At 49.9% G+C, this 5,585-nt stretch carries 2 protein-coding genes and 1 pseudogene; 1 reads left to right on the forward strand and 2 read right to left on the reverse strand.

What is annotated here, in order from left to right; all coding sequences use genetic code 11:
- Positions 1-824, forward strand: a pseudogene (locus ACTHUE_RS10115) (NADP-specific glutamate dehydrogenase); the annotation flags it as partial.
- A 64-nt stretch (positions 825-888) separates the two neighbouring features.
- Here ACTHUE_RS10115 and recG read toward each other — a convergent pair.
- Entirely contained in the window at positions 889-2,928 is a 2,040-nt protein-coding gene (recG, locus tag ACTHUE_RS10120; RefSeq protein WP_039862031.1) for an ATP-dependent DNA helicase RecG, read from the reverse strand.
- 246 nt (positions 2,929-3,174) lie between these two features.
- A partial coding sequence (locus ACTHUE_RS10125) for a TonB-dependent siderophore receptor (protein WP_440423408.1) occupies positions 3,175-5,585 on the reverse strand: 2,411 nt, incomplete at its 5' end.

The following is a 5,585-nucleotide window of genomic DNA, read 5'->3' on the forward strand; positions in this document are numbered from 1 at the left end:
GCGAAATCGGCTATCTGTTCGGCCAATACAAAAAAATCCGCAACGAATTTGCTTCCGTCCTGACCGGCAAAGGCCTCGAATGGGGCGGCAGCCTGATTCGCCCTGAAGCCACCGGCTACGGCTGCGTGTATTTTGCCCAAGCCATGTTGGAAACCCGCAACGACAGCATTGAAGGCAAACGCGTGTTGATTTCCGGCTCCGGTAACGTGGCGCAATACGCTGCCGAAAAAGCCATCCAACTGGGTGCAAAAGTATTGACCGTTTCCGACTCCAACGGCTTTGTCCTCTTCCCTGATAGCGGTATGACCGAAGCGCAACTGGCCGCTTTGATCGAGCTGAAAGAAGTACGCCGCGAACGCGTGGCCACTTACGCCAAAGAACAAGGCCTGCAATACTTTGAAAACCAAAAACCGTGGAACATTGCGGCCGAAGTTGCCCTGCCTTGCGCCACCCAAAACGAATTGGATGTAGACGCTGCCAAAATCCTGCTGGCAAACGGTTGCTATGTGGTTGCCGAAGGTGCGAACATGCCGTCAACTTTAGGCGCAGTCGAACAATTTATCAAAGCCGGCATCCTCTACGCTCCGGGCAAAGCCTCCAACGCCGGCGGCGTAGCAACTTCAGGTTTGGAAATGAGCCAAAACGCCATCCGCCTGTCTTGGACCCGTGAAGAAGTCGACCAACGCCTGTTCGACATCATGCACAACATCCACGAATCCTGCCTGAAATACGGCAAAGTCGGCGATAAAGTAAACTATGTCAACGGTGCGAACATTGCCGGTTTTGTCAAAGTAGCCGATGCTATGTTGGCACAAGGTTTCTAAACCTCTATCCAGCCAAACCAAAGGCCGTCTGTTTTCAGACGGCCTTTTTCTTTTCATGCAAATTTTATACGCCCAAATAACCTTCCCTGCTGGAAAGCCATCTTGCCAAATGCGCTTCGACGATTTCAGGGTTTTGTTCGATTAACATGGGCGCGATTTCGCGCGCTTGTTCCAAGAGGTGCAGGTCTTCTTCAAGATTGGCAAAACGCAGCATGGGGACGCCACTTTGGCGCGCGCCGAGAAATTCGCCGGGGCCGCGAATGTTGAGGTCTTGGTGGGCGATTTCGAAGCCGTCGGTGTGTTCGTAGATGACTTTCAGCCGCGCTTTAGCGAGTTCGCTCAAGGGTTCGGCAAACAGGAGGACGCACACGCTTTCTGCCGCGCCGCGCCCTACCCGCCCGCGTAATTGGTGCAGCTGCGCCAAGCCCATGCGTTCGGCGTGTTCGATCACCATCAGGGCGGCGTTGGGTACATCTACGCCGACTTCGATGACGGTGGTGGCGACCAAGACGTTCAGATGGCCTGCGGCAAACTGAGCCATGACTTCGGCTTTTTCGGCGGCCTTCATGCGCCCGTGTACCAAGCCGATGTTGAGTTCGGGCAAGGCTGCCTGAAGCTGGGCTAGGGTTTCGGTGGCGGTTTGCAGTTGCAGGGTTTCGCTTTCTTCAATCAGCGGGCAGACCCAGTATGCCTGCTGTCCTTTGCGGCAGATGTTGAGGACGAAGCCTTCGACTTCGGCGCGGCGGATGTTGTTGACTAGGCGGGTTTTAATCGGGGTGCGCCCGGGCGGCAATTCGTCGATGACGGACACGTCCAAGTCGGCGAAGAAACTCATGGCGAGCGTGCGCGGGATGGGCGTGGCGGACATCATCAGCTGGTGGACGTCGCGCCCTTTGCTTTTGAGGGCGAGACGTTGGGCAACGCCGAACCGGTGTTGTTCGTCCACAATCACCAAGCCCAGATTTTGGAACTCGACGTCGTCTGAAAACAGGGCGTGCGTGCCGACGGCGATTTTGACGGTGCCATCGGCGAGTTTGGCTTTGGCTTCATCTTTGGCTTTTTTGCGCTGGCTGCCGGAAAGCCAAACGACTTCAAGGCCTAACGGCTCAAGCCATTGTTTGAACTTGATAAAATGCTGTTCTGCAAGGATTTCAGTTGGTGCCATTACAGCCACCTGCGCGCCAGATTCAATGGCGGTCAAAGCAGACAAGGCGGCAACGATGGTTTTGCCACTGCCGACATCGCCTTGCAGCAGGCGGTGCATGGGGTGGGTTTGCGCCATATCGCGGCAGATTTCGGACACGACTCTTTCTTGGGCATCGGTCAGGGCAAACGGTAAGGCGTGGCGCAAGGCTTGAGTCAATATGCCGTCGCCGCCCAATGCCGTGGCTGAGCCGCTGACACGCTTCTGCCGCGCCAAGCGCATGGAAAGCTGTTGCGCCAAAAGTTCGTCGAATTTAAGCCGCTGCCATGCGGGTAGCGCGCCGTCGGAAAGCTGGTGGATGGTGAAACTCGGCGGCGGCGAATGCAAAAGGCGCAGGCTTTCGGCAAGGTGCGGTAGTTTCAGACGACTCAATAAGGCATCGGGCAGCGTGTCGTGTAGCGGCGTAACGTCCAACGCCGTCTGAATGATGCGACGCAAAGTGGGCTGGTTCAAACCATTTACGGTCGGATAAATCGGCGTGAGGCTTTCCGCCAAACCGCTGCTCTCGGCATCGCGGATTTTGGGATGAATCATCTCGTCGCCGTGAAACCCGTGTTTGATTTCGCCCACGGCTCGGATGCGTTTGCCGACCGCCATCTGTTTCTGGTTGCTGGCGTAAAAGTGGATGAAACGCAAAAAAAGGACGCTGCCGGAACCGTCGGCGATTTGGACAATCAGCTGCTTGCGCGGTTTGAACGTGACTTCCTGATGGATGACCTCGCCCTCAACCTGACACGGCACGCCGATCGGCGCATCCTTAATCGGCATGATGTGCGTCTCGTCCTCGTAACGCAGCGGCAGGTGCAACACCAAATCCCATGCGGTATGGAGGTTGAGTTTTTCGAGCTTCTTAGCAGAGACATCGGTAATTTTGAGCTGTTTTTGGGTTTCGGGCGTCATCTTAAAAGGCAGCTGATTGAAAGTTTGCTGTATTTTATCCGAAAACAAAAAGGCCGTCTGAACGCAATGTTTCAGACGGCCTTCAAAGCTGAATACTTGAAACGAATTAATATTTGAAAATACGCCGGCTATCGAATCAACTTCAGCCATTGTTAGGAAACAGCTTTCAAAAAAGAAGGATATTCAACCCATACTTTTATGAATTTAGCCAATAATGTTTACATACCCAATCATTATCCATTCTCTCTAGAAATGCCAATCCAATTTCAGTTTAACTGTCCGCGGTTCGCCATAGAAATTGTTTTGACCTCGCGTACGGTTGTAGTTATTTTCAAAATACGTCCTGTCAGCCAGGTTAGTTCCTATCAGGCTGATTCTGCCGTGTTTGTGAAAGTCATATTGAACAAAGCCATCTATAAGTCCGTAGCCTCCTTGGCGAATATTGTAAAGGCTACTTGTACGACTTTGTGCAGATATTCCGCCACCCAAGGTTAACTTAGTTTGAGGCAAGCGGTAGCTTGTACCGAGGCGGAACATATGTACCGGCGTGAAGTTACTGAAGTTATACGGGTCGGCAGTCGTATTTTTCTCCAACCGCTCCGCATTGACTTCTGCCGCATTTTTATACTTACTTTTGTTATATGTGTAGCCAACAAAAATACGCCAGTTTTCCGACAATTCGCCAGCCAATTCAAGTTCTGCACCGCTGCTCTTAACCTTACCCACAGGTTTAGCGATGGTTTGGAATGAGCCTCCGTTACTACTAGTATCAGGAACAAATCCGAAATCGACAACGGTACGGTTTTTCTGCTGTAAAACAAACAAGGCAAGCGAAGCATTCAGACGGCCTTGCAAGAACGACCCTTTCCAACCTATTTCATAGTTAGTCCCGATGAGTGGTGGAAGAACGGATTTGCTGGTTACATCAACGTTATCCTGTTGTTTAAAAATCTTAGTATAGCTGGCATACAAGCTTTGTTGCGGTGTCAGGTCGTAGGTAATGCCAGCATATGGCGTAAACCTATGGCTTTGCATTTTTGAGGTGTAATGCTCTTTGTCGATTTTGTTACTGCTCTCAGTTTGGAATGCCGTAGCAGGCTGGCCGTAGCGTACAGGCATTTCTTTGGCTTGTGTGGTTTCATAGCGCGTATAGTGCATACCACCCAAGAGATGCAGACGGTTGGTCGCATTAAAGCGCGTGCTGACAGTCAAAGAATGTGTTTTATTCGTGTTAAGGTATTTCGAATAATTGTATAACGCCGGAACATGATCATCTGCAACCTGAACAGTTTTCCACAGCGGTATTTTCAGATATTGGTTTGCCCATTTCAAATTTCCCTCTTCATCCCGCTCCTGTATTTTGTTTCCATTTGCATCCAATTCATAAACAGGATCTTGCACCATTACGCGCTCACCATTGTCGTTGACTGTCCAGACAGGCTTGCCCTCCGCATCCAAACGGGGAGTATATTTGGTAACATGCGCGCCACTGCATTCCGGCACATAGATTTTGTTATTACCTTTTTCGTTATAAATATGCCAATCTGGTTCGACAATGCCTTTTTCTAAAGGATTACGCTCCGGACCATCGGGATGAATGCCGCAACTGCCTGCACCTGCATAACCTTGAGGACGGACAAAATAACGGTTTTGATATATTTCCGTATAGGCAGAACGGATTTTTTCATTGTTATACGCATAGCCGACAAAGAAATCATGTTCACGCCCAAGCAGGCGGTAGTTACCTGTCAGATCCAGCTTAAAGCCCCATTGCACATCATGTTTGGTATAGTGCAACGGCATGAAGTTGTAACGGCGGTTGTATGTGTGGCGAAGATTGTATGCTGAGTCGTATAGACGGTTGGGAAACAGGCCTTCTGCATTGTTAATAATGCCTTGCTTTGCAAGCTCCTTATCAACAAACTCTTTTTTATCTACTTCTACACCCGGATCCTGCCAGTCGTTGCACAGGAAATCCAAACCAATGTCCTGCATACATTGATCAAAACCTGCCCGACGTGCTGCCGCTCTTTGGGAGCGATATTGTTCAAAAGCAGATGCATCGAAACGATGGGCAACATAATCTGCTTTTTTCTCTTCATATGTTTTAGTGACACCATCACGATATTCTTTTAATTTTGCCAACGCCTTGTCTTTAGGCTCAAAAGGAATAACCTCCCCCTTCTCGGTTAAGAAACCCGTTGCCTCAGATGCTGAAATACCTGCCGCGTGTTCGTTTTTCAGAAAAAATTGTCCGACTTTGGCATCTGAATCATTATGCGTATAAGAAATTTCTGCATTGAGTTGCCATCCATTGTCAAAGACATGTTTGAAACCGGAAAAAATATTGTATTTATCAGCATTCAGGCGTGACCATGAGGTTTCACCCAAATAAGTTTTACGTGGCAATTTCAAAGGATTGTTACAGGCAGGACTGGAGCTGAAGGCCGCAGTTTTTTGATCCTCACAAGGTAAAATCACGCCGGCAAAATCGGGAATGTCTTTATTTTTCTGATAAGTGCCGCCCAATGTCAGCATACTGTTATCACTCAAATCCGTATCGATCACGCCATAAACCATGTCTTTCTTGTTCCATACACCCTCTTTAAAAGAACGGTGGTCCTCATGAACACCAACCAGCCTACCGCGTACCGTAT

The organism is Neisseria sp. P0021.S005, assembly GCF_051956955.1.

Bases quoted from the DNA above. Each gene is read 5' to 3' on its own strand.
- recG (WP_039862031.1), bottom strand. From the start codon at position 2,928: ATGACGCCCGAAACCCAAAAACAGCTCAAAATTACCGATGTCTCTGCT.